Genomic DNA, 22,450 nt, shown 5'->3' with positions numbered 1-22,450 from the left:
CCACGCTCCTGCGTGGGAATGCCTCAACGGACGCTCCGCGTTCGGCTTTCGAAGGGACACGGAGCGTCCCGGGCTGCATTCCCACGCAGAGCGTGGGAACGATCATAAAAAACCGCCGCCCGGTTTTCAGCGGCTTTGCGATCGATTGTTCAATACCGGAGGATTTTTACTTTTCCATTCTTACTCTTGGAAAAACATGAAAAGGGGACAGATTTATTTAACCAATGATTTGAATAGCGGGAACTGATCGAGATTTTTCTGCTGACCGGGATGGCCCATTCGCGAGCAAGCTCGCTCCCACAGGGAAATGCATTCCAAATGTGGGAGCGAGCTTGCTCGCGAAGGGGCCAGTGAAGTCAGCGCAAATCACCTATTAAACTCAGGTGTTTAAAAGACACCTCCAGACACGCCTTTCAGGCTACAAATCCTTGCGCCATTGCCTACAGCCAAGCCAGAATCCGCCGGCTTGTGCGCTTTGGGGTCGGGTTCTATTGTGGGTCGGTCGCTGACGAATCAGCGATCGGGTTTAGCGACTCGAACTCAAGTCAAAGGTGCATCAGCGTTCCAGGCTTCGTTGCGGATCTGTATTTTCGCGATTTCGTCATGGTGGCTGTATGCGGGAGACCCTCGGGTCTGCCGGGTGCCTTTGACCGGTTCGCTAACCTGCGTACAGCCGCCACCCCTCCTGTTTAGCGACAGGTGTAGCGGCTCCACTTCAAAGGAGCTTCACCATGATCAAACCAACACCCAATCCACCCGAAACCGACCCCACCTCCCCCTACGAATCCCTCGATTCAAAAAAACTCCACGAAGCCGCCGACCGCGCCCTCGACCACTACCTCTGCCCACCAGGCTCCACGCCACCACCGCGTAAGACCCGCCGGATGTACGCCGTCACCGCCGACTTCAAAAACGAGGAACTGCTGGCCGATGCCAGCGAAACCCTCGCCTCGGCCAGAACCATCGCCCATGACTTCGCCCATCTCATACCCGCGTCGCAGCGCAGGACGCTGTTGGGTATCGCGCAATTGATCATGCTGGGAGAGCTGGCGGTGAATCGGGTGATGGATAATCTGGAGTTGCCGAACCAGACCTGATCAGAATTTGAGCAAACGCTCCCACGCCTGCGTGGGAGCGATCGGCTACTTAAAAACGAATTAAAAACGAAGATGCGTCACCTCTCGCGCTCCCTCTTTCACAAGATCGAACTCGACTGAAGCGCCCAGTTTGATGTTCATCTTGTGTGCATGTTCTTGAGGAACGTTGAAGTAGTAATACTCATCCTCACGGGCAAGCTGCGTTACTTTTTCGTCAACACTTACCTCGTGAATATTCTGGGGCCCCCTGCCCCCCACAAATTCGAAGGAAGGGGAGTTTCCATCATCCTCAGGGACAATCGTGCCCTTACCTGTGTTTTCGTCATAGCTCTTGAATATACCTTTCATTTTTTTCTCCCTTGCGTCGCAGAAGTGTGCGCACCAAACGTGCGGCATCACCCAACAATCAAATCGCAAAGGCACCAGTTCCACACCTGTAAAACCTGACAGTTACAGGTAGCTTTCAGACGGGCGGCTAACTTCAGGAATTGCGATGGAACATCGGCAAATCGGCCGAGTTTGCGCCTTTTAAACTGAACGTTTAAAAGACACCTTCAGACACGCCTTCGAGGCTACAAATCCTTGCGCCATTGCCTACAGCCAAGCCAGAATCCGCCGGCTTGTGCGCCTTGGGGTCGGGTTCTATTGTGGTGCGGTCGCTGACGAATCAGCGATCGGGTTTAGCGATCCGATACCTTACAGACGCTCAATCCCCAGTCTCAATTGCAGCTTTGTCTATCTGCACTTGGCGTCATGGTGGCTGTGCGTGGGAGACCTTCGGGTCTACCCGGGGTTTCTGTGACCCGGATCGCTAACCTGCGTACAGCCGCCACCTTTACTTGTTTAGCGATGAGCCGTGGCGGCCAAATCAACCACGGAGTCTCACCATGATCAAACCAACACCCAACCCACCCGAAACCGACCCCACCTCCCCCTACGAATCCCTCGATTCAAAAAAACTCAACGAAGCCGCCGACCGCGCCCTCGATCACTACCTCTGCCCACCCGGCTCCACCCCACCGCCACGCAAAACCCGCCGGATGTACGCCGTTACCGCCGACTTCAAAAACGAGGAACTGCTGGCCGATGCCAGCGAAACACTCGCCTCAGCCAGAACCATTGCCCATGACTTCGCCCACCTCATACCCGCGTCACAGCGACGGACGTTGTTGGGGATCGCGCAATTGATCATGCTCGGCGAGCTGGCGGTGAATCGGGTGATGGATAATCTGGAGTTGCCGCAGTAAAGCGCCGTTACGATGATCCCTGTGGGAGTGAGCTTGCTCACGAAGGCCGACTTACAGGCAACGCAGCTTTCCAGACAAAAAACCGCCGTTCCGAATCAACCGGAACGGCAGTTTTTTCATACAGCAAACGACCACTCGTCGCAAAACCGCCGTCACCTGTCAGATCTGACAGGTGTGCAATCGGCAATTAAGCGTTCTGATGACACCTGACCCTTTCACCGCTCAGGAGCGTCAGTCATGACCACAACCCAGACACCCGACAACGCCGTGTTGGCGCTCTCCCCACCTCGCGCTCCTGAAGCGACTACGCCGGTAGTGGGTGCCCATTATGGTGTGCCCAAACGCGCATATGACCTCAAACCCATGGGCTTGACCCTTGACCTCGATCCTCCGCTAACCGGTACGGTCGATGCCGGCGATGTGATTCGCCTGGTGCTGAACAACGCCAGCACCGAAGCGACAAAAACCATCCAGCCTGGCCAGGAAGACGCCGTTCAAACCCTCTACCTGCCCAAAGGCTTGTTGCGGCCAAATCAACTCAACACGCTTGTTTACACCATCACCCGCGGCAGCGAGAACAGAGGCACGTCGACGCCTGAGTTGACCTTGCTGTACAACGCCATTCGCCCCGGCAATCAGGATCGCACGCCGGGTGATGGCGCCCATTCCGAACTGCAGCTGATCCTGCCGCAGGACGTGATCGACGACGGCATCGATGCCGAGCGCGCCAAACAAGGCGTGCAGGTGTGCTTTGCCTACCCTTACTGCCGCGCCTACGACGTAATCCGTTTGAACTGCAACGGCAAGGATGTTGTGCGAACCGTCACTGCCGCTGAAGCCCCGGCCAGCCCTTCAGCCGAGCCGACGACAATTTGCGTGATGGTTGGGGAAGATGTATTCCAGCAGGCCGGGGGCAATTCGAAGTTCGTCTTTTCCTACACCGTCACCGATCAGCTTGGCAACGGGCCAGACACCGACTCGCCGTACTCGGGCACGGTCGAGATCGATGTGCACCTGAAGGAAACCCGACTGGTCGCCCCCGATCTGGCCGAAGACCCGGACGATCCGAGCGATGACCCAAGCACCATCGATCTGGGCAAACTCGGCAGCAAGGATCTCACCGTCCTGGTACACGCCTTCGCGCCGACATGGCAGCCCAACGACAAAATCCGCGTGACCTACACCGCCACCAAGCCAGACGCCCCGGTCGTGTCGCACACCGTTGAGGCCGATGTCGGGCGCATTCCGTTCACCTACAAGCTGACGGTGCCCAATGCCAAAGTGATCGCCGGCAGCGTCGTACGGGCGAAATATGAACTGGTGCGCGGCGGCATCACTATTGCGACCTCCAAGACCACCACGGCCGATGTGATCGGCGGCAGCACCATTGTGTTGTTGCCCCCATTTCTGGTGGCACCGGCCGTTGATCCGATCGATGTACTGGCCTATCCGAACGGGGTGACGGTGCGCATCGAGTATCTTGGCGCCGTAAAAGGAGACCGTGCGCGACTGGTCGAGGTCAATCCGCCGGCGGGCTCGCCGCAGTTTCCTTTGGTGGAGTTCAACAGCAATAAACGGGTGAACACGGTGTTGAGCCCGGCGTTTCTGGCGGCGCGACAAGGCAAGGTGAACGAATTTCGCTGGAATTTGAATCGCAATGGGGGACAGGCTGGGAAATCACCGGTGGCAACGTTTAGTGTATTGAAGATTGCGGATGGAGATTCGCGGTTGCCGACACCGGACATTGACGGAAACACCGGGACGGCACTGCAGGTTTACGAACTGGCCGCAACCGCCCGGATTCTTGCGCTGAAGTGGCCGTTGTTCGAGCCGGGGCAACCCGTCTGGGTCGCATGCAAGGGTTTTGACAACAATGGCAACCCGATCAATACCGACGTCAGGTCGGGAGAGCCCAATGATTCGGCGGATGGATTGTCGGTACCGGCACCGATTGAGTGGTTGAGAACGCTAAAGGATGGCAGCGAGGTGACAGTGGAATGCGCTGTCGTTCTTGATGGCTCCAGTGACAGGCTGAGGGCGATAGCCTTTCCTTTGCGTATTTATACCGTCACTGTGGAGGATGTGAAACCGACGATAAGTTCAGTCAAAGGTTCGCCAAGCGACATCGAGATCCCCCATAACGGTTCCACGTTGGAAACAGCCGTGATTCTGAGCGGCATTGCATCCAAGGGCCAGAAGGTCGAGGTTTTCGACGACGCCATTCCTATCGGGCAGCCCACCGCTGATCTAACGACCGGAATCTGGACTTTACCTTTTTCAGGTCTGCGAGTGGCGACACATACTTTTAAAGCCGTGGCCTTGTACGGTTCAGGTGGAAGTTCAGAGGATCGAATACTGACTGTCAGGGTGCGCCTTTCTGATTTCACGAATTTCTCTAACTCACAAAGAAACGGCTGGCTAAACGGACCAGCAATTATTGATCAGCGCGACTTTAGATACATATATTTTCTCGGGCGATATGCGTTATTTAATGAGACATTTACAAATAACTCTGCCGGAATAATACTGCGCAAAACTTATTCAAACCTTATCGTTGGACAACAATATCAATTTAGTTTTCTAGCGGGCATTTGGGACTGGGACAAACAACCTATATTGTCGTTTAAGTCAAACTATGGATTATTAGTCAACCGCTTCACCCCTCCTAAAAATAACTATGGAGCTTATTCAGCCCGTTTCACAGCCCAGTCCACAACAATGACTTTTGAGTTCGAGAGCCATGTAGCCTCCGGTAGCGGTAATGATTACTTCTTGACTGATCTGTTGATGAGAGAACTCTAGATTCGCTCATCTCGTACCCGCATCACAGCGCAGGACGCTATTGGATATCGCGCAATTGATCATGCTCGGTAAGCTGGCGGTGAATCGAGTGATGGATAATCTGGAGGTGCCGCAGTAGCGACACGCGATGATCGTTCCCACGCTCCTGCCGCTCCGCGTTCGGCTTTGGAAGGGACGCAGAGCGTCCCGGGCTGCATTCCCACGCAGAGCGTGGGAACGATCATAAAAAACCGCCGCCCCGTTGAATTGGGGCGGCAAGTAATTTGGGGACGGATTTATTTAACCAGTGAGCGGGGCTTGATCGAGATTTTTCCGCTGACCGGGATGACCCTTTCGCGAGCATGCTCGCTCCCACAGGGAAATGCATTCCAAATGTGGGAGCGAGCTTGCTCGCGAAGGGGCCAGTGAAGTCAGCGCAAATCGCCTTTTAAACTCAGGCGTTTAAAAGACACCTTCAGACACGCCTTTCAGGCTACAAATTCTTGCGCCATTGCCTACAGCCAAGCCAGAATCCGCCGGCTTGTGCGCCTTGGGGTCGGGTTCTATTGTGGTGCGGTCGCTGACGAATCAGCGATCGGGTTTAGCAGCTCGGCAAATTTCAAGGCACGCGAGTTCCGCCATTACGTTATGGCGGCTTTGCGTGGGGCACTTCGGTGCGCCGGGATCCTTGAGCCTGGTCTGCTAACCCGCGTACAGCCGCCACCCTATTGTTTAGCAGCGATGGATGACGGCTCCACATCTCAAGGAGCTTTACCCATGATCAAACCAACACCCAACCCACCCGAAACCGACCCCACCTCCCCCTACGAATCCCTCGATTCAAAAAAACTCAACGACGCCGCCGACCGCGCGCTCGATCACTACCTCTGTCCACCCGGCTCCACCCCACCGCCACGCAAAACCCGCCGGATGTACGCCGTGACCGCCGACTTTAAAAACGAAGAGCTGCTGGCCGATGCCAGCGAAACACTCGCCTCAGCCAGAACCATCGCCCATGACTTCGCTCATCTCATACCCGCATCGCAGCGTCGTACTTTGTTGGGGATTGCACAACTGATCATGCTCGGCGAACTGGCTGTGAATCGGGTGATGGATAATCTGGAGGTGCCGCAGTAGCAGCGATCTGTGACAAGCCTTGAGTGAGGTGTTGTGGCTGCTGACGTCTTCGCGGGCAAGCCCGCTCCCACAGGGATCTGCGCCGTTCACAACCCCCTGATCCACAGACGAACCTGTGGGAGCAGGCTTGCTCCGGGCGGCGATCCGACGAAGGTGGCCTCACAGCCCACGCATGTCTTCAGGCATAAAAAACCGCTGCTCCGTTGAATCGGGGCGGCGGTTTTTTCGTTTCAGCCGTGTTAGTAGTGAGGGTGATGGAGTGCTCAATACCGGAGGATTTTTACTTTTCCATTCTTGCTCTTGGGCAATTCGAACTCGACCTCGCCGCCGACTTTAATGTTCGTCTGCAAGGCATCAGCCAATGGAATGCTGAATCGGTATTCTTTGGCGGTCAGAAAAAACCCCGTGGCTTCGGCAAAGGAAAGGGATCGCCCGGATTGCTTCGGCGTGATGGTGCCGCTTCCGGTTTTTTCTTCGTAGCTGCTGAAAATACCTTTCATTGCCTTGCTCCTTTGCACTCGCCCGCACGACCGCGCCAGGTTCGCGGCGCCACCTTGCATCAAACTGCAAAATCACGGCAAGCGCACCTGTCAGAGTTGACAGTAAAGGGAGATCTCAGACAAAAGGCTGCACAGCAACGTCAGGAATCGCGCCGCAGATCCGGCGGAATCGGCAAGTCGTCCTTGAGCGGATCCGGGCGTTTGCCCTTGCCGGCGCGGAACTGGCGGATCTGGTAGACGTAGGCCAAGACCTGCGCCACCGCCAGATACAGCCCGCCGGGGATTTCCTGGTCTAGCTCGGTGGAGTAGTAGATCGAACGCGCCAGCCCCGGCGATTCGAGGAGCATGACGTTGTTGGCCACGGCGATTTCGCGGATTTTCAGCGCGAGGAAGTCGCTGCCCTTGGCAATCAGCATCGGCGCCCCGCCCTTCTCCGAGTCGTACTTGAGTGCCACGGCATAGTGGGTCGGGTTGGTAATGACCACGTCGGCGTCGGGAATCGCTGCCATCATGCGGCGTTGGGACATCTCGCGCTGGGTCTGGCGGATGCGCTGTTTGACCTCCGGGCGACCCTCCTGATCCTTGTGCTCGTCGCGCACTTCCTGCTTGGTCATCAGCAGTTTCTTGTGGGCTTCCCAGAGCTGCACCGGCACGTCGACGGCGGCGATGATGATCAGGCCGCAGGCCAGCCACAACGTACTCCAGCCTACCAGCGTCACGCTGTGAATGATCGCCATCTCAAGCGGCTCGTGAGCGATCCGCATCAAGTCATCGACATCCGACATCAGCACCACCAACGCCACCCCCAAGGTGACCAGAAACTTGGCCAGCGCCTTGAGCAGTTCGACCACAGCCTTAAACGAAAACATTCGCTTCAAGCCTGCCGCCGGGTTCATCCGGCTGAACTTGGGTGCCATGGAGCCGGCCGCAAACAACCAGCCCCCCAGGGAAATCGGCCCGATCAATGCGGCCAGCAATAGCGTGATCATGAACGGCTGGATGGCCACCAGCGCCATCTGACCCGACTTCAACAAAAATGCGCCCATGGAACCCTGATCCATGATCACCTCACGCGACAGCGTGAAATTCAGGCGCATCAGCTCCATCAGGTCTTCGGCCAGCATGCCGCCGAACACCAGCAGCGCACCGGCGCCGGCCATCATCACGGCGAGGGTATTGAGTTCTTTGGAACGGGCAATTTCACCCTTTTCACGGGAGTCCTTTTTACGTTTCTCCGTGGGGTCTTCTGTTTTGTCCTGACCGCTTTCGCTCTCTGCCATGACTCAGCGCGCCCGTGCCAGTTCGCGTAGCAACTGCAAGGCCTCGGTGGCCAGCGGTTGATACTGATTGAGAATGTCCGCCAGCCCAACCCAGACGATGAACAGGCCGAGCACCAGGGTCAGCGGAAAACCGATGGAGAAAATGTTCAGTTGTGGCGCCGCGCGGGTCATCACCCCGAACGCGATGTTGACCACCAGCAACGCCGTTACCGCCGGCAGCACCAGCAACAACGCCGCACCCAGGACCCAGCCGAGTTTGCCGGCCAGCTCCCAGTAGTGCGCGGTCATCAGACCGCTGCCGACCGGTAGCGTGGTGAAGCTTTCGGTGAGCACTTCGAACACCACCAGGTGGCCGTTCATCGACAGGAACAGCAAGGTCACCAGCATGGTGAAGAACTGCCCGATCACCGCCACCGATACACCGTTGGCCGGGTCGACCATCGAGGCGAAGCCCATGCCCATCTGGATCGCGACAATCTGCCCGGCCACGGCAAAGGCCTGGAAAAACAGCTGCAGGGAAAACCCTAGCACCGCACCGACCAGAATCTGCTCGGCAATCAACAGCAAGCCGCTGAGATCCAGCGGGCTGACCGCTGGCATTGGCGGCAGGCTCGGGGCAATGCACACGGTGATGGCCACGGCGAAATACAGGCGGATCCGCCGCGATACCAGCGTCGTGCCGAACACCGGCATTACCATCAGCATCGACGCGACGCGAAACAGCGGCAACATGAACGACGCCACCCAGGAACTGATCTGGGTGTCGGTCAGCTGAAGCAGCGATTGCATGGCTTAGCCGATGACCATCGGGATGTTTTTGTACAACTGGATGATGTATTCCATGAACGTCTGCACGATCCACGGCCCGGCAACAATCAAGGTCACCAGCATCACCAGCAGACGCGGCAAGAAGCTCAACGTCTGTTCGTTGATCTGCGTCGCAGCCTGGAACATCGCCACCAGCAAGCCGACCAACAGGCTCGGCACCACCAGAATCGCGACCATCAATGTGGTCAGCCAAAGGGCTTCACGAAAGATATCGACCGCAACTTCCGGCGTCATGGCGAGACACCTCCAAAACTGCTGGCCAGAGTGCCGATGATCAGCGCCCAGCCATCGACCAGCACGAACAGCATGATTTTGAACGGCAGCGAGATGATCAGCGGCGAGAGCATCATCATACCCATCGCCATCAGCACACTGGCCACGACGAGGTCGATGATCAGGAACGGAATGAAGATCATGAAGCCGATCTGGAACGCGGTTTTAAGCTCGGAGGTGACGAACGCCGGCACCAGAATGGTCAGTGGCGCCTGATCCGGGGTGGCGATGTCGGTGCGCTTGGACAGGCGCATGAACAGCTCCAGATCACTGGTGCGGGTCTGCGCGAGCATGAAGTCCTTGATCGGCACCTGGGCCTTTTCCACCGCTTGTTGGGCGGTAAGGGTTTCCGCCAGATACGGTTGCAGGGCGTCCTTGTTCACCCGGTCGAACACCGGGGCCATGATGAACATGGTCAGGAACAGCGCCATGCCGGTGAGGATCTGGTTCGACGGCGTCTGTTGCAGGCCGAGGGCCTGACGCAGGATCGAGAAGACGATGATGATCCGGGTGAAACTGGTCATCAGAATCACGGCCGCCGGAATGAAGCTCAGGGCGGTCATGATCAGCAGGATCTGCAGGCTGACCGAATACTCCTGCGCGCCATCGGCGTTGGTGCCCAGCGTAATCGCCGGGATCGACAACGGATCGGCGGCAAACGCCAGCGGTGCGGCCAGCATCAGGGCCAGCGTCAAGACGATGCGTAACGCACCCATTACTTCTTATCCTTCTGATCCTTGCCGAGAATCTTCAGCAGATGCTGGGCAAATTCCGGCGTCGCTTTCTCACTGGCGCTGGGCACTTCGATCGGCTCTTTGAGCACGTGCAGCGCGGTAATCGTGCCAGGGCTCAGGCCGAGCAGAATTTGCTCGTTGCCGACTTGCACCAGCAGCAACCGGTCACGCGGCCCGAGCGCGCGCGAACCGATCAGCTCGATCACCTGGCCCTTGCCCGCCGGCCCTGCCTGCTGCACTCGGCGCAACAGCCAGGCGAGGAAGAAGATCAACCCCAGCACCAGCAACAGGCCGAACACCAGTTGTGTCAGTTGCCCGGCCACGCCGCTGTTGACCATCGGCGCGGTGGCGGCAGGCACTGTGGTCGCCGTCGACGGCTCGGCGGCCAGCACGCTCAATGGCAATGCCAGCAAAGCCCAGAGAAACCGTTTCACTCAGCGCAGCTTCTTGATGCGTTCGCTTGGGCTGATCACGTCAGTCAGGCGGATGCCGAACTTCTCGTTGACCACTACCACTTCGCCGTGCGCGATCAGCGTGCCGTTGACCAACACGTCGAGCGGCTCACCTGCCAGACGATCGAGCTCGATTACCGAACCCTGGTTGAGTTGCAGCAGGTTGCGGATGTTGATGTCGGTGCTGCCCACTTCCATCGAGATCGACACCGGGATGTCGAGGATCACGTCCAGGTTCGGGCCGTCGAGCGTCACTGGATCGTTGTTTTTCGGCACGCTGCCGAACTCTTCCATCGGCAGACGCGAGCCGCTGGCTGCGTCGGCGGCCAGCAGGGCGTCGATGTCAGCTTGACCATCACCGGTTTCTTCCAGGGCCGCAGCCCATTCGTCAGCCAGTGCCTGGTCGTCCTGGGCGTTCATATCGTCGTTCATCATTTGTCCTCGGCGGGCAAAAATTCAGTTAAAGGCTTGGGGATTTGAGCGCTGCCTCAGCGACGCTCGATCGGCTCGATCACCTGCAACGCGAGGTTGCCTTTGTGCGAGCCCATCTTGACCTTGAAGGCCGGCACGCCGTTGGCGCGCATGATCATTTCGTCCGGCATCTCGACCGGGATCACATCCCCCGGCTGCATGTGCAGGATGTCGCGCAACTTCAACTGGCGGCGCGCCACGGTGGCACCAATCGGCACGTCGACATCGAGCACGTCCTGACGCAGCGCGTTGACCCAGCGTTCGTCCTGATCGTCGAGGTCCGACTGGAAACCGGCGTCGAGCATTTCGCGCACCGGTTCGATCATCGAGTACGGCATGGTCACGTGCAGATCGCCGCCACCGCCATCGAGTTCGATGTGGAAAGTGGAGACCACAATCGCTTCGCTCGGGCCGACGATGTTGGCCATGGCCGGGTTCACTTCCGAGTTGATGTACTCGAAATTGACTTCCATGATCGCCTGCCAGGCTTCTTTCAAATCGACGAAAGCCTGTTCCAGCACCATGCGCACCACGCGCAATTCGGTCGGGGTGAATTCACGCCCTTCGATCTTGGCGTGACGGCCATCGCCACCGAAGAAGTTGTCCACCAGTTTGAACACCAGTTTGGCGTCGAGGATGAACAGCGCGGTGCCGCGCAGCGGTTTGATCTTGACCAGGTTAAGGCTGGTCGGTACGTACAGCGAGTGCACGTATTCGCCGAACTTCATCACCTGAACGCCACCGACGGCAACGTCCGCCGAGCGGCGCAGCATGTTGAACATGCTGATGCGGGTGTAGCGGGCAAATCGCTCGTTGATCATTTCCAGAGTCGGCATGCGTCCACGGACGATGCGATCCTGACTGGTCAGGTCGTAGCTTTTGACACTGCCGGGTTCGGCAGCGTTATCGGTCTGTACCAGACCATCGTCGACGCCATGCAACAGCGCATCGATTTCATCCTGGGACAGCAGATCCTGCACGGCCATGTCGTGTTCCTACTGCAGTACGAAATTAGTGAAAAGCAACTGTTCGATCACCACTTTGCCCAGCTCTTTCTGCGCCACTTCCTGGACGCTGGCTGTGGCCTTCTGGCGCAACATCTCCTGGCCGACCGGGGTCGCCAAGGTGGCGAAATCCTGACCGGAGAAGAGCATCACCAGGTTGTTGCGGATCACCGGCATGTGCACTTTGAGCGCTTCCAGATCGGCCTGATTACGCGCCAGCATGGTGATGCTCACCTGCATGTAGCGCTGACGGCCGTTCTGGTTGTAGTTGGCGACGAAGGCTGGGGCCATCGGCTCGAAGATCGCTGGCTGCTTGCCGACAGGCGCCGCATCGGCGGCCTCGGCAGGTTTGCTCTGGGCACTGTGCATGAAGAACCAGGTCGCCCCCACGGATGCACCAATGGCCAACAGCAACGCCAGCACGATCACAATGATCAGCTTGAGTTTGCCTTTGGTTGCGGGGTCTTTCACTGCTGCTGTTTCGCTCTTCGCCATGCCAATAATCCGTCACTATTCGGGTTTTCACAGTCGCACGGCAAGGCAAGAGCAAGTGTTATGCCAGAAGTGTCGGTGGTGGTGGAGACAACGCTAAAGTCAAAGGCACCCTCACCCCAACCCTCTCCCCGAGGGAGAGGGAGCCGACCGAGTTGTTTTGTCGTGAAACGTCGACCTGCAAGACCGAGTCGATTATGGATTCACAGCAGAAGTATCCAGTCAGCGCACTTCGCAAGCATCCCCCAATCAGTCCCCTCTCCCTCCGGGAGAGGGCTAGGGTGAGGGGCCCTGTCGTGAAACGTCGACCTGAAAGACCGGATCGATTATGGATTCACAACAGGAGTATCAGGTCAGCGTACTTCGCAAGCATCCCCCGACCAGTCCCCTCTCCCTCCGGGAGAGGGTTAGGGTGAGGGACCCTGTCGTGAAACGTCGACCTGAAAGACCGGATCGATTATGGATTCACAGCAGAAGTATCCAGTCAGCGCACTTCGCAAGCATCCCCCAATCAGTCCCCTCTCCCTCTGGGAGAGGGTTAGGGTGAGGGGCCCTGTCGTGAAACACCGACCTGCAAGACCGAGTCGATTATGGATTCACAGCAGAAGTATCAGGTCGGCGCACTTCGCAAGCATCCCCCAATCAGTCCCCTCTCCCTCTGGGAGAGGGCTAGGCGGGCGGTGTTCCGATGAGGGGCTCTTGATTTGATCAGGCGTAATAGTCGACCGCGCTGCTGCCGATCACGCTAGTAGTTTGCGCAGCGGACTCAGCAATGGCGGCAGGCGCCAATTCTTCATCCACCGAATCGAGGCGACCGCCGGCCGCGCTGGTGCGGCCACTCTGGCCCTGCTGCGCCTGCTCCTGACCTTGCTGGCCCTGCCAGCCACGACTTTGGTCGGAGACATTGACGTCGACCTGGCCCATGCCCTGCTGGTTGAACATGTCGCGCAGACGATGCATCTGCCCGTCCAGCGCTTCACGTACGCTTGGATGCGCACTCATGAAGGTCACTTGGGTCTGCTGATCCGGGACCATGTTGACGCGAATGTCCAGACGCCCCAGTTCGGCCGGCTGCAATTGAATATCTGCCGCCTTCAGATTGGCGCTCGACAGATACATGACGCGATTGACGATTTCTTCGGTCCAACCGCTCTGATGCATGGCGATCGGCTGGTTCACCGGCACGGCATTCGCGGCCTTCGGCGTGGCAGCTTGCGTCAGTGCCGCCAGACGGTTGGCGAAGTCATCCACGCGGGTATCGCTGGTCGCCGTCTTGAGATCTTTGAGGCCATCGTCGATCAAACCACTGAAGGCTTTTTCGCCGCCCTGGCTGGTGCTGTCCTTGTCGGCTTGTACGTCGAGCATGCTGGCCATGCCGGCGGCGAAATTCTGCGCAGCAGTCAATTCGCCGTCGGCCTGAGCCTGAGCTGGCGACGCTTTCGGTTGTGCCTGGCTGGCAGCGGAAATGTGCCCGCCCTGCTCCATCGCCATACGCACGGCCGGCATTGAGTCGAGGGGGTCGGCCGCAGGATCGAAATCGCTGTCGGTGGTGGGTGCCGGATCTTTGACCATACCCGGCAATGCAGCGAGCACAGGCGTTTCAGCTTCAGGTTGAGCTGGAGCTACCGCAACCGGGGCCTGCACCACCGGTGCCGTGACCACTGGCTGCACAGCGACTACCAATGCCGGATCGAGCGTCGGGTCGACCGGCGCAGCATCCACTACAGGAGCCTGGGGAGTGTCCGTGCTGTCGTCACTACTGGCGGTGGTGTCATCGGCTGCCGCCGTTTTGTCGGCAGGCAAGTCGTTGCCGCTATCGGCAACCGCCGGTTGCGCAGCGGCAGACTGATCCTTGCCGATATCTTTTTTGCCGCTGTTGTCAGCGACCTTGTCACGCGACGGCTTGGGCGAGTTGTCAGTGCTGGCAACAGGTTTGCTCGACCCCTGATCAGCGAACACCTTAGCGAAACTTGAGGCTTTATCCCCAGTGTCTACGGCCATAGCCGACGTTTTGGCCGAGGCGGCTTGGGCCTTGGCCTGAGCGGCATTCTGAAGAAGGATGTTGGGGGTCGCAGGCATGAAACGGTCTCCGCTGCACTGGGATCGTAGGTACAGTTGCGCAGATAACTGCAAGTGCCGGGCCAGTTTTGTCCGACGCTTGGGAAAAGCGCCGGACGGCGGGATCAGTGCGTGTGAGCGGGATGTTTTTCGCTTTCGTAAACCGGGCGAACTTCAGCAAATTCGCCGCTGATCTCAGCGACCAGTTTGACTATTTCCGCCGGGCTCTTGTCTTTGGCATCCGATTCGAGTTCCTGGCAGAGCGCCGCCAAGCGGACAGCACCCATATTGCTGGCGCTACCCTTGAAGCTATGGGCAACTTCCGACAACACCTTGGCATCAGAAGTCTTTTGCAACTCGCCCAAGCGACTTTCGGAATCCGTCAGAAAGGTATCCAGAAGCTCCGGATAACCCTCCTCCATGACTTCGCGTAGTACGCTCAGCGCCTCGCGATCAATATGTGTGTCAGTCACTTGTTCACTCCTTGATCAAGAATTGCCCGGATTATGCCTCAACCTCCCAGGAAAACTCCACGCGGGCACTACGACCTTCGTCCGACCAACTGGCGTTAAGCCCCAATTGCCGGACCAGACTGACGCCGCGTCCCGACAAACGGACGCCGTCCAGCGGCCGCTCCATGACTCGCGCCACATCAAATCCCTTGCCACTGTCTTCGACGCGAATCACCAGCCGGCCGCCCTCGCCTTGTGGCTGCACCTGCAAATGCACGCGAACAAAGCCATCCTGCAGCGCCTCCAGGCGGTCATTGCGTTGCTGATAGTAGTGAGCGAAACCCGTCGCATCGCGCTTGAGACTGGAATCCAGACCGAGCACGCCATGCTCCAGCGCATTGGAATACAACTCGGCCAGCACGCTGTACAAAGCGCCACTCTGCCCCCGCAGCCCATGCACCTCAAGCAACAACTGCAACAGGTACGGCAACGGATTGAAACGCTTTAGCGTCGCGCCACGGAATTCGAAGCTCACCGACCAGTCGAGCGGGCACGACTGGCCGCTGTCGGAATACACCGGCGCCGACGGCTTGACCTGCGCCGGCTCCAGCAGGCTGACCTCGACCATGCTCACGTCGTCGCGCGCCTCGCCGCGAAAATCCCGCAGCGCCTGCTCGATGTCCTCGAACAAGCGATCCGGCTCGCGGTTGGTGGCGAATACCTGCTGCAGACGTTCGACACCGAACAGTTGATCACTGGCATCGCTGGTGTCGATCACCCCGTCGGACAATACGAACACCCGATCACCGGCGGCCATCGGATGCACTTCCGTACGGTCGTCGAACGCCTGCGCGCTCAGCACGCCCAACGGCAAATGCCGCGCCGCCAGCGGCACACGCTCGCCCGTGGCAATCCGATGCAGATAGCCGTCAGGCATGCCGCCGTTCCACACTTCGACCGAACGCCGCTGAAAACTCAGGCACAGCAACGTGGCACAGCAGAACATGTCCACCGGCAGGATGCGTTTGAGCTTGGCGTTCATTTCGCGCAGGGTTTCGGCGAGGCCGTAGCCCTTGGCAGTCATGCCGTAGAAGACTTCGGCGAGCGGCATGGCGCCCACTGCTGCCGGCAGCCCGTGACCGGTGAAATCGCCGAGCAGCACATGCATGTCACCGGCCGGCGTGTAGGCTGCCAGCAGCAGGTCACCGTTGAACAGCGCATAAGGTGATTGCAGGTAGCGAATGTTCGGCGCGCTGAGGCAACCGGAATGCGCGACTTTGTCGAACACTGCTTTGGCCACGCGTTGTTCGTTGAGCAGGTAATCATGGTGTTTGGCGATCAGGTCGCGCTGTTGCAGAACCGTTGCCTGCAAGCGGCGCAAGCGATCCATCGCCTTGATTTTGGCGGCGAGGATCACCTGGTTGTAAGGCTTCGCCAGAAAGTCGTCACCACCGGCCTCAAGACAACGGGCCAGCGCTTCGCTTTCAGTCAGCGAGGTGAGGAAGATGATCGGCACCAGGGTTTCGCCCGCCAGCGCCTTGATCTGCCGCGCAGCCTCGAAGCCGTCCATCACCGGCATCATCGCGTCCATCAGCACCAGATCAGGTAACTGCCGGCGAAACAGCTCGACCGCTTCGGCACCGTTGGCCGCCGTCAGGACTTCGTGACCCTGGCGGCGGACGATGGTCGACAGCAATAAGCGATCGGCGGCGCTGTCTTCGGCGATCAGGATGGTCAGCGGCTCTTGCGCCAGCATGGCCGTCAACTGATGTCGAAGAGTTTGTCGAAATTGGAGATGGCGAGGATCTTGCGCACGTCGGAGTTGCTGTTGACCACGCGCACGTCCGAGTTATCGCCGCCGGCGTGATCCCGCAGCAGGAGCAGCATGCCCAGTGCGGAGCTGTCGAGGTAGGTGGCCTCTTTCAGGTCGACCACGATGGAGTCAGGCTTCTTGGCAAGATGCTCATAAGACTCGCGAAATTCCTGATGGCGCCCGAAATCGAACCGCCCCCTGACCGAAATCGTCAGTTTTTGACCATCTGGAGAGACTTCTGTAACGACTGACATTGACTGGCTTCCTTGTCATTGACGAACCTGTACAAGGTTTAGCACTTGGACAGGGTTGGGGCAAGGTTAGAAGCCAGATCAAAAGATCGCAGCCTTCGGCAGCTCCTACACTGATCCCCCTGTAGGAGCTGCCGAAGGCTGCGATCTTTTGATCTTGTTTTAAAACGGATTCTGCCGTGGCAAGCGCTGCGACAACTCGTCGAGCAACTTCTGCTCGCGCTTGTCTTCAAGGCGTTGCGCCTCTTCGCGATAACGCTGCACCAGTTTGCGCAAACCTTCGACCTTGGCGAACGCTTGTTGCCATTCCTCACGGGCCTTGTCGAGCTTGTTCTGGTGCCAGACCAGGCTCTGGCGCTGCTGATCAACCGCAGTGTCGAGTTGCGCCAGAAAGCCCTGAAAACCAAGCAGCCATTGCCCGCTCACGCCGGTGCTGCCGCGCACGATCCATTGCTGCGAGTAATCCAGACGGAAGGCGTTGAGGTCGGCCAGTTTGCTTTCTGCAACCTTTACCTGGCCCTGAAAATAGCCCAGCCGTTGCACGGCGGTTTTCTCGGCCTGTTCGGCCATGTCCACCACCGGCGCCAGACGCGCGGCTCGACTGACGGTGGCCATGGCCGGTTACCCGCCCGCCGCTGGGGCAAACAGGGTTTCGAGGTAAGCCTGGCTTTCACCCATGTTGATTTTGTCGTTGAGGCCCTGACGCTGGTAGCGGACCAACTGCGGTTGCAGGGAAATCGCCAGATCGGTCTCGCGGTCGCCGCCGGCAACGTAGGCACCGACGCTGATCAGATCGCGACTCTGCTGATAACGCGACCACAACTGCTTGAAGTATTGCGCGCGCTGCATATGTTCGGGCGAGACCACCGCCGGCATCACCCGGCTGATCGATGCTTCGATGTCGATGGCCGGATAGTGTCCCTCTTCGGCCAAGCGCCGGGACAGCACGATGTGGCCGTCGAGTACGCCTCGGGCCGAGTCGGCAATCGGATCCTGCTGGTCATCGCCTTCGGACAGTACGGTGTAGAACGCAGTGATCGAACCACCGCCCTTCTCCGCATTACCCGCGCGCTCCACCAGTTTCGGCAATTTGGCGAACACCGATGGCGGATAACCCTTGGTCGCTGGCGGCTCGCCGATGGCCAAAGCAATTTCCCGCTGGGCCTGAGCGAAACGGGTCAGCGAATCCATCAGCAACAGGACGTTCTTGCCCTTGTCGCGGAAATACTCGGCGATGCGCGTGCAGTACATGGCTGCACGCAAACGCATCAGCGGCGCATCGTCCGCCGGCGAAGCGACGACGACGGAACGCTTGAGGCCTTCTTCACCGAGGCTGTGCTCGATGAACTCCTTAACTTCGCGACCGCGCTCACCGATCAGGCCAACGACGATAATGTCGGCCTCGGTGAAGCGCGTCATCATGCCCAGCAGTACCGATTTACCGACACCGGTACCGGCGAACAGACCCAGACGCTGACCACGCCCGACCGTCAGCAAACCGTTGATGCAACGTATACCCACGTCCAGCGGCACGCTGATCGGGTCACGGTTGAGCGGGTTGATGGTCGGGCCGTCCATCGGCACCCAGTCTTCAGCCTTCATGCCGCCCTTGCCGTCCAGCGCACGACCGGCGCCGTCGAGGACGCGACCGAGCATGCTCATGCCCATCGGCAAGCGTCCGGTATCAGCCAATGGCACCACACGGGCGCCCGGGGCGATACCAGCGACGCTGCCGACCGGCATCAGAAAGACTTTGCTGCCGGAAAAACCCATGACTTCCGCTTCCACCTGCGACGGGTGATAGCTGTCGTCATTGATCACCAGGCAGCGCGTGCCCATGGCCGCGCGCAGGCCTTCGGCTTCAAGGGTGAGGCCGACCATGCGCAACAGGCGACCTTCAAGAATCGGCGCACCGGCAATTTCAACGGCCTCGGCATAACTGCTCAGGCGCTTGGCGAAACTGGTGCGTTCAAGGCGCATCGGGATCGTCCGCGAGCGGCTCTTCAGGTGTGGCCGCCGGTTTTACGTCTTCTGGAATATCCAGGGTCAGATCCGCTTCAGCCGGGTGCAAAGCCTGTTCGTGCAACTGATCGAACAATTTCGCCATGACCTGAGCGACGCGGGTTTCAATGCTGGCATCGATGCGGCTGTGCTCGGTTTCAACCCGGCAGCCGCCCGGCAACAGCGATTCGTCTTCGACGATGCGCCAGGTTTCCTCATGACGCTCGCGCAAGGCCTTGGCTTGCTCGAAGTCCTGCGGATTGACGTACAAACGGACGTTTTCCACACCCAGCGGCAACAGTTTGAGCGCATCGCGCATGACGTGTTCGATCTGGCTCGAATCGATGGCCAGCTCGCGCTTGATCACCTGTTTGGTGACGTGTTGCACGAGGTCGACCAGCGACTTTTCGATCTGTGTATCTTGCTCGGCGATGGGCTCGAACAGGTTCGCCATCAGTTGCTCAAGGCTGGCAAGTTTTGCCGCCAGTGCCACTTCAGCTTCCTGACGGACCTTGAGCGTGGCGCTGTGAAAGCCTTCTTTTTCGCCGATGCCGAAGCCTTCGTTGTAAGCCTCTTGACGGATGCTTTCGAGTTCTTCCAGGGTCAGTGGCTGGACTTCTTCCAGCGGCACTTCTTCCATTTCCGGCGGTTCGGGCTCCGGCTCAGGCTCGGGTTCCGGTTTCGGCGGGTCGAAGCTGGGCATGGCCCAGGATTCGAAACCCCGGACATCGCGGGCACGGATCAGATCCGTCACATCGTCGTCGTGCTTGTCCATGGGCTTAGATCATTTCCTCGCCACCTTTGCCACCGAGTACGATTTCGCCGGCTTCGGCCATACGACGGGCAATGGTGAGGATTTCTTTCTGTGCGGTTTCGACGTCGCTGACGCGTACCGGGCCTTTGGCCTCGAGGTCGTCGCGCAACAGTTCGGCGGCACGTTTGGACATGTTCTTGAAGATCTTTTCTTTGACGCCTTCGTCGGAACCCTTGAGGGCCAGCACCAGCACGTCGGAAGACACTTCGCGCAGCAACGCCTGAATGCCACGGTCGTCGACATCGGCAAGGTTGTTGAACACGAACATGAGGTCTTCGATCTGACCGGACAGGTCTTCGTCGACTTCGCGGATCGAGTCCATGAGCTGGCCTTCGATCGAGCTGTCGAGGAAGTTCATGATGTCTGCCGCACGCTTGATGCCACCCAGGGTGGTGCGCGAGGCATTCGAGTTGCCGGAGAACTGCTTCTCGAGAATCTGGTTGAGTTCTTTCAGTGCCGCTGGCTGCACGGTGTTCAACGACGACACGCGCAAGATGATGTCCAGACGCACCTTGTGGTCGAAGTTGCCGAGCACTTCACCGGCCTGATCCGGGTCGAGGTACGCGACCACGATCGCCTGAATCTGCGGGTGTTCGTAACGGATCACGTCGGCAACCGCGCGCGGTTCCATCCATTTCAGGCTGTCGAGGCCACTGGTGTTGCCACCGAGCAGGATGCGGTCGATCAGGCCGTTGGCCTTGTCTTCACCCAGGGCCTGGGTGAGCATTTTGCGCACGTAGTCGTCGGAACCGACGCCGAGGCTGGTCTGGTCGCCGACGATGTCGACGAATTCGCTCATCACCTGCTCGACCTGCTCGCGATGGACGTTGCCCATCTGGGCCATGGCCACACCAACCCGCTGAACCTCTTTCGGGCCCATGTGGCGCAGCACTTGCGCGGCATCGGTCGAACCCAGGGACAGCAGCAGAATCGCGGCTTTGTCGACCTTGGTCAGTTTTAAGGTTGCGGCTCGGTTATCACTCATCTGCGTTAATCCACTCTTTCACGACCTGAGCCACGCGACCCGGATCCTCGGCCACCAGACTCTTGATTGCATTCAGTTGCGCGTCATAACCCTCACTCGGGCTCGGCAACAGAATGCTCTGCGGACCACCGAGGCTTACGCGGTCGTTGGAAAGTTCGCCGTCCAGGCCGCCCATCCCGCCGAGTTCCACGTCGCTGCCCAGACCGGCCAGCTCCTTGCCTTTGCCGCCGCCGGTGATGTTGTTAAGCACCGGACGCAGCACACCAAACACCAGCACCAGGATGAACAACACCCCCAGCACTTGTTTGACGATGTCCCAGAACCATGGCTGGGAGTAGAACGGAATATCGGCAATCACTTCGCCGCGTTCGGCGGAGAACGGCATGTTGATCACGCTGACACTGTCGCCACGGCTGGCGTCGAAACCGACAGCGTCCTGGACCAGACGGGTGAAGCGCGCCAATTCGTCGGCGCTCCACGGCGCACGGCTGGTTTCGCCGTTGGCCGCGTTGACCTTGACCTGATCGTCGACCACCACCGACACCGACAGGCGATTGAGGCGACCCTGCTGCTGTTTGGTGTGGCTGATGGAACGGTCGAGCTCGAAGTTCTTGGTCGATTGTTGACGCTTGTCGGCCGGGTACGGCGCGAGCATTGGCTGGCCGGTGGCCGGGTCCATGATCTGCTGACCGTTGGCATCAACCAATGGCTGACCCGGCTGGACCATGGCGGCCGGCGCTGCGGCACCACCAGTGGTTTGCGGCGCAGAGGCTGGCGACGGTGGCTGGTTGCTCAGGGCACCCGGCACACCTTGCGGGCCATTGCTGGCGGTGCGTTGTTCGTTGACCGACTGCTCGCTGCGCAACGCCGGTTGATCCGGGTTGAACTGCTCGGCAGTCGACTCGACGGCGTTGAAATCGATATCGGCCGAGACTTCGGCCTTGTAGCGATCGTTGCCCAGTACCGGCTGCAGAATGTTGTGCACGCGCTGGGTGAGCATGCTTTCCATGCGGCGGCTGTAATCGAACTGCTTGCCGGCCATGGTCATTTCGGAGTTTTCCGCCTGATCAGAGAGCAAAGTGCCCTTCTGGTCGACGACGGTGATCTGCGATTTGCTCAGCTCGGGAACGGAAGTCGCCACCAGGTTGATGATCGCAATCACCTGACCCGGCTCCAGCGAACGACCGCTGTACAGTTCAACCAGAACCGAAGCACTTGGCTTGCGCTCATCACGGACGAACACCGAACTCTTCGGAATCGCCAGATGCACGCGGGCACCCTTGACGTTGTTCAGGCTGGAAATGGTCCGCGCCAGTTCACCTTCCAGGCCACGACGATAACGGGTCGCTTCCATGAACTGGCTGGTGCCCAGACCCTGTTCCTTGTCGAGGATTTCGAAACCGATATTGCCGTCGCTGGGAGTGACACCAGCAGCAGCGAGTTTCATCCGCGCACGGGACAGGTCATCGGCCTTGACCAGCAAGGCGCCGGAGTTCGGTTCGACGTTGTAAGGGATGTCGGCGGCGGCCAGGGTGTCCATGACCTGTTTGGCGTCCATGCCGGCAAGGCTGCCGTACAACGGACGGTAATCCGGCTGCTGCGACCACAGCACCACGGCAAAGCCAATCGCCACGCTCGCAGCCAGGCCGACCAACAGGCCCACCTGACGCAGCATGGTCATCTCGGAGAGGTTTTCCAGGAAGGACAGGCCGAACAACGGCGGTTTGCCGTCTATCGGGGTGGCCTTGGCCGGAACGTTATCGGCGACTGCTTCTGCCAT

Annotated in this window: 23 protein-coding genes and 1 pseudogene; 5 read left to right on the top strand and 19 right to left on the bottom strand. The window is 59.0% G+C overall.

The genetic code is table 11. The features are described 5' to 3' along the window. The first annotated feature begins 731 nt into the window (after nucleotides 1-731). Nucleotides 732-1,097 (top strand): DUF6124 family protein, encoded by a 366-nt coding sequence (locus RMV17_RS08025; RefSeq protein ID WP_311886212.1) that lies wholly within the window; start codon nucleotides 732-734, stop codon nucleotides 1,095-1,097. A 60-nt stretch (nucleotides 1,098-1,157) separates the two neighbouring features. On the opposite strand, the gene RMV17_RS08020 is transcribed toward RMV17_RS08025, so the two are convergent. Continuing rightward, on the bottom strand, nucleotides 1,158-1,445 hold the full coding sequence (locus tag RMV17_RS08020; RefSeq protein ID WP_311886210.1) for a hypothetical protein: 288 nt from the start codon (nucleotides 1,443-1,445) through the stop codon (nucleotides 1,158-1,160). Nucleotides 1,446-1,984: 539 nt separating this feature from the next. Here RMV17_RS08020 and RMV17_RS08015 point away from each other — a divergent pair. The 4 genes and pseudogenes from RMV17_RS08015 to RMV17_RS08005 all read left to right on the top strand — a co-directional run bounded on the left by RMV17_RS08015 (nucleotide 1,985) and on the right by RMV17_RS08005 (nucleotide 6,262). Further along, nucleotides 1,985-2,344: a DUF6124 family protein gene (locus RMV17_RS08015; protein WP_311886209.1), complete on the top strand. Its 360-nt coding sequence runs from the start codon at nucleotides 1,985-1,987 to the stop codon at nucleotides 2,342-2,344. Nucleotides 2,345-2,581: 237 nt separating this feature from the next. Next, nucleotides 2,582-5,146 (top strand): hypothetical protein, encoded by a 2,565-nt coding sequence (locus RMV17_RS08010; RefSeq protein WP_311886208.1) that lies wholly within the window; start codon nucleotides 2,582-2,584, stop codon nucleotides 5,144-5,146. 1 nt (nucleotide 5,147) lies between these two features. Beyond that, nucleotides 5,148-5,264: pseudogene (locus tag RMV17_RS30095) on the top strand (DUF6124 family protein); the annotation flags it as partial. A 638-nt stretch (nucleotides 5,265-5,902) separates the two neighbouring features. Continuing rightward, nucleotides 5,903-6,262: a DUF6124 family protein gene (locus tag RMV17_RS08005; protein ID WP_034153304.1), complete on the top strand. Its 360-nt coding sequence runs from the start codon at nucleotides 5,903-5,905 to the stop codon at nucleotides 6,260-6,262. Nucleotides 6,263-6,525: 263 nt separating this feature from the next. Here RMV17_RS08005 and RMV17_RS08000 read toward each other — a convergent pair whose 3' ends face one another. The 18 genes from RMV17_RS08000 to fliF form a co-directional block, all read right to left on the bottom strand. Next, the gene (locus RMV17_RS08000) at nucleotides 6,526-6,762 is read right to left on the bottom strand and encodes a hypothetical protein (RefSeq protein ID WP_311886207.1); all 237 of its coding nucleotides are present in this window, start codon (nucleotides 6,760-6,762) and stop codon (nucleotides 6,526-6,528) included. A gap of 140 nt (nucleotides 6,763-6,902) precedes the next feature. Continuing rightward, nucleotides 6,903-8,042, bottom strand: a complete 1,140-nt coding sequence (gene flhB / locus RMV17_RS07995; RefSeq protein ID WP_311886206.1) for a flagellar biosynthesis protein FlhB — start codon at nucleotides 8,040-8,042, stop codon at nucleotides 6,903-6,905. A gap of 3 nt (nucleotides 8,043-8,045) precedes the next feature. Further along, the gene (gene fliR, locus RMV17_RS07990) at nucleotides 8,046-8,831 is read right to left on the bottom strand and encodes a flagellar biosynthetic protein FliR (protein WP_034153301.1); all 786 of its coding nucleotides are present in this window, start codon (nucleotides 8,829-8,831) and stop codon (nucleotides 8,046-8,048) included. Between the two features lie 3 nt (nucleotides 8,832-8,834). Then, a complete protein-coding gene (gene fliQ / locus RMV17_RS07985) occupies nucleotides 8,835-9,104 on the bottom strand; it encodes a flagellar biosynthesis protein FliQ (RefSeq protein ID WP_007920026.1) in 270 nt (89 codons plus the stop codon). Next, entirely contained in the window at nucleotides 9,101-9,859 is a 759-nt protein-coding gene (fliP, locus tag RMV17_RS07980) for a flagellar type III secretion system pore protein FliP (protein WP_016984314.1), read from the bottom strand. Before fliP ends, fliQ begins: the two co-directional genes overlap by 4 nt. Continuing rightward, complete coding sequence (fliO, locus tag RMV17_RS07975; RefSeq protein ID WP_034153300.1) at nucleotides 9,859-10,311, bottom strand: flagellar biosynthetic protein FliO; 453 nt, start codon at nucleotides 10,309-10,311, stop codon at nucleotides 9,859-9,861. The genes fliP and fliO overlap by 1 nt, the downstream gene beginning before the upstream one ends. Further along, on the bottom strand, nucleotides 10,312-10,761 hold the full coding sequence (gene fliN, locus RMV17_RS07970; protein WP_007920031.1) for a flagellar motor switch protein FliN: 450 nt from the start codon (nucleotides 10,759-10,761) through the stop codon (nucleotides 10,312-10,314). Nucleotides 10,762-10,817: 56 nt separating this feature from the next. Continuing rightward, entirely contained in the window at nucleotides 10,818-11,786 is a 969-nt protein-coding gene (fliM, locus tag RMV17_RS07965) for a flagellar motor switch protein FliM (protein ID WP_007920032.1), read from the bottom strand. Between the two features lie 9 nt (nucleotides 11,787-11,795). Further along, a complete protein-coding gene (gene fliL, locus RMV17_RS07960; RefSeq protein WP_007920033.1) occupies nucleotides 11,796-12,299 on the bottom strand; it encodes a flagellar basal body-associated protein FliL in 504 nt (167 codons plus the stop codon). Nucleotides 12,300-13,004: 705 nt separating this feature from the next. Further along, entirely contained in the window at nucleotides 13,005-14,375 is a 1,371-nt protein-coding gene (locus RMV17_RS07955; RefSeq protein ID WP_311886201.1) for a flagellar hook-length control protein FliK, read from the bottom strand. A gap of 104 nt (nucleotides 14,376-14,479) precedes the next feature. Then, nucleotides 14,480-14,827, bottom strand: coding sequence for an Hpt domain-containing protein (locus RMV17_RS07950; protein WP_311886199.1), 348 nt, complete (start codon nucleotides 14,825-14,827; stop codon nucleotides 14,480-14,482). A gap of 31 nt (nucleotides 14,828-14,858) precedes the next feature. Next, nucleotides 14,859-16,562: a fused response regulator/phosphatase gene (locus RMV17_RS07945; protein WP_311886198.1), complete on the bottom strand. Its 1,704-nt coding sequence runs from the start codon at nucleotides 16,560-16,562 to the stop codon at nucleotides 14,859-14,861. Nucleotides 16,563-16,567: 5 nt separating this feature from the next. After that, complete coding sequence (locus RMV17_RS07940) at nucleotides 16,568-16,873, bottom strand: STAS domain-containing protein (protein ID WP_311886196.1); 306 nt, start codon at nucleotides 16,871-16,873, stop codon at nucleotides 16,568-16,570. A 159-nt stretch (nucleotides 16,874-17,032) separates the two neighbouring features. Next, the gene (gene fliJ, locus RMV17_RS07935) at nucleotides 17,033-17,485 is read right to left on the bottom strand and encodes a flagellar export protein FliJ (RefSeq protein WP_034153294.1); all 453 of its coding nucleotides are present in this window, start codon (nucleotides 17,483-17,485) and stop codon (nucleotides 17,033-17,035) included. Between the two features lie 6 nt (nucleotides 17,486-17,491). Beyond that, on the bottom strand, nucleotides 17,492-18,850 hold the full coding sequence (fliI, locus tag RMV17_RS07930; RefSeq protein ID WP_034153293.1) for a flagellar protein export ATPase FliI: 1,359 nt from the start codon (nucleotides 18,848-18,850) through the stop codon (nucleotides 17,492-17,494). Beyond that, the gene (gene fliH, locus RMV17_RS07925) at nucleotides 18,840-19,646 is read right to left on the bottom strand and encodes a flagellar assembly protein FliH (RefSeq protein ID WP_311886195.1); all 807 of its coding nucleotides are present in this window, start codon (nucleotides 19,644-19,646) and stop codon (nucleotides 18,840-18,842) included. The genes fliI and fliH overlap by 11 nt, the downstream gene beginning before the upstream one ends. A 4-nt stretch (nucleotides 19,647-19,650) precedes the next feature. Beyond that, nucleotides 19,651-20,670, bottom strand: coding sequence for a flagellar motor switch protein FliG (gene fliG, locus RMV17_RS07920; protein WP_016984305.1), 1,020 nt, complete (start codon nucleotides 20,668-20,670; stop codon nucleotides 19,651-19,653). Continuing rightward, nucleotides 20,663-22,450, bottom strand: a complete 1,788-nt coding sequence (fliF, locus tag RMV17_RS07915; RefSeq protein ID WP_034153291.1) for a flagellar basal-body MS-ring/collar protein FliF — start codon at nucleotides 22,448-22,450, stop codon at nucleotides 20,663-20,665. Before fliF ends, fliG begins: the two co-directional genes overlap by 8 nt.

The organism is Pseudomonas sp. VD-NE ins, from assembly GCF_031882575.1.
Classification (GTDB): Bacteria; Pseudomonadota; Gammaproteobacteria; order Pseudomonadales; family Pseudomonadaceae; genus Aquipseudomonas; species Aquipseudomonas fluorescens_BZ.
Note: the sequence above shows the minus strand (reverse complement) of the source record. Positions and strands in the feature narration are given on the sequence as shown.

Bases quoted from the DNA above. Each gene is read 5' to 3' on its own strand.
- fliJ (WP_034153294.1), bottom strand. From the start codon at position 17,485: ATGGCCACCGTCAGTCGAGCCGCGCGTCTGGCGCCGGTGGTGGACATG.
- RMV17_RS08015 (WP_311886209.1), top strand. From the start codon at position 1,985: ATGATCAAACCAACACCCAACCCACCCGAAACCGACCCCACCTCCCCC.
- RMV17_RS08005 (WP_034153304.1), top strand. From the start codon at position 5,903: ATGATCAAACCAACACCCAACCCACCCGAAACCGACCCCACCTCCCCC.
- RMV17_RS08020 (WP_311886210.1), bottom strand. From the start codon at position 1,445: ATGAAAGGTATATTCAAGAGCTATGACGAAAACACAGGTAAGGGCACG.
- RMV17_RS08000 (WP_311886207.1), bottom strand. From the start codon at position 6,762: ATGAAAGGTATTTTCAGCAGCTACGAAGAAAAAACCGGAAGCGGCACC.
- RMV17_RS07940 (WP_311886196.1), bottom strand. From the start codon at position 16,873: ATGTCAGTCGTTACAGAAGTCTCTCCAGATGGTCAAAAACTGACGATT.
- fliF (WP_034153291.1), bottom strand. From the start codon at position 22,450: ATGGCAGAAGCAGTCGCCGATAACGTTCCGGCCAAGGCCACCCCGATA.
- RMV17_RS07955 (WP_311886201.1), bottom strand. From the start codon at position 14,375: ATGCCTGCGACCCCCAACATCCTTCTTCAGAATGCCGCTCAGGCCAAG.
- fliG (WP_016984305.1), bottom strand. From the start codon at position 20,670: ATGAGTGATAACCGAGCCGCAACCTTAAAACTGACCAAGGTCGACAAA.
- fliM (WP_007920032.1), bottom strand. From the start codon at position 11,786: ATGGCCGTGCAGGATCTGCTGTCCCAGGATGAAATCGATGCGCTGTTG.
- fliN (WP_007920031.1), bottom strand. From the start codon at position 10,761: ATGAACGACGATATGAACGCCCAGGACGACCAGGCACTGGCTGACGAA.
- fliP (WP_016984314.1), bottom strand. From the start codon at position 9,859: ATGGGTGCGTTACGCATCGTCTTGACGCTGGCCCTGATGCTGGCCGCA.
- flhB (WP_311886206.1), bottom strand. From the start codon at position 8,042: ATGGCAGAGAGCGAAAGCGGTCAGGACAAAACAGAAGACCCCACGGAG.
- fliL (WP_007920033.1), bottom strand. From the start codon at position 12,299: ATGGCGAAGAGCGAAACAGCAGCAGTGAAAGACCCCGCAACCAAAGGC.
- RMV17_RS08025 (WP_311886212.1), top strand. From the start codon at position 732: ATGATCAAACCAACACCCAATCCACCCGAAACCGACCCCACCTCCCCC.
- fliH (WP_311886195.1), bottom strand. From the start codon at position 19,646: ATGGACAAGCACGACGACGATGTGACGGATCTGATCCGTGCCCGCGAT.
- RMV17_RS07945 (WP_311886198.1), bottom strand. From the start codon at position 16,562: ATGCTGGCGCAAGAGCCGCTGACCATCCTGATCGCCGAAGACAGCGCC.
- fliR (WP_034153301.1), bottom strand. From the start codon at position 8,831: ATGCAATCGCTGCTTCAGCTGACCGACACCCAGATCAGTTCCTGGGTG.
- fliI (WP_034153293.1), bottom strand. From the start codon at position 18,850: ATGCGCCTTGAACGCACCAGTTTCGCCAAGCGCCTGAGCAGTTATGCC.
- fliQ (WP_007920026.1), bottom strand. From the start codon at position 9,104: ATGACGCCGGAAGTTGCGGTCGATATCTTTCGTGAAGCCCTTTGGCTG.
- RMV17_RS08010 (WP_311886208.1), top strand. From the start codon at position 2,582: ATGACCACAACCCAGACACCCGACAACGCCGTGTTGGCGCTCTCCCCA.